General features: G+C 64.2%; 1 protein-coding gene. It reads left to right on the top strand.

Annotated elements, in window-relative coordinates; translation table 11 throughout:
* The coding region (locus EOA32_RS37525) for a F0F1 ATP synthase subunit epsilon (RefSeq protein WP_128374332.1) at positions 1-311 on the top strand (311 nt) is incomplete at its 5' end.
* Positions 312-742: the final 431 nt, after the last annotated feature.

The following is a 742-nucleotide window of genomic DNA, read 5'->3' as shown; positions in this document are numbered from 1 at the left end:
TGACCGGAGCGTGCTGCGCCATCACGGTCATGACCACGATCAAGCCCGGCGTCGTCACGGTGAAAACCGCGGCAGGCAAGGAAGAGCGCTACGTCGTGTTCGGCGGCTTCGCCGACATCCTGCCCTCCGGCTGCACGCTGCTGGCCGAATCGGCGGTCGCCGTCGGCGACATCGACCGCGCTGATCTCGCCCGCCGCATCCAGGAAGCCAGGGAAGACGCCGCCGACGCCAAGGACGACGAGGCCCGCAGCAAGGCCGAGCAGTTTCTCAGCCAGCTCACCACGTTGGAAGGCGCGCTGCTGCCGGCCTGACGGCGGCCTCTTACGATGGACTGAAAGAGAGCGGGCTTGCCCCGGGGCTTGCCCCGCTTTTTTGTTTGCCCCGTTTTCTCGTTTTCTCGTTTGGGAGACGGTCCGCCCTGCTTGTCAGGGTGTCGTGCCGTTTCATGCAAACGGCGAGCCGCTCTAATCTCGTCGGCAAGGCAGTGCGCCTGTTCTGAAACTCGAACGGGGGCCGACTATGCCACACGGCAGGTCGTGAACGGTCGGGCGAGTAGTCTCGGTACAGACGCGCTATTCGGCCAGCTGGAGCGGTTCTTTGCCGATGCCGATCGCCGCGAGAGCCAGCTTCGGACCGCCCTGCTTGAAATGGACGAGATGAGTGGCGACAGACTCGATCAACTTCTGTCGCTCCGGATGAGCTTTGGCAAAGCCGGCGAGGTCGAACACGGCCTCCGTCATCT

This window comes from Mesorhizobium sp. M1A.F.Ca.ET.072.01.1.1, assembly GCF_004023325.1.
Lineage (GTDB): Bacteria > Pseudomonadota > Alphaproteobacteria > Rhizobiales > Rhizobiaceae > Mesorhizobium.
Note: the sequence above shows the minus strand (reverse complement) of the source record. Positions and strands in the feature narration are given on the sequence as shown.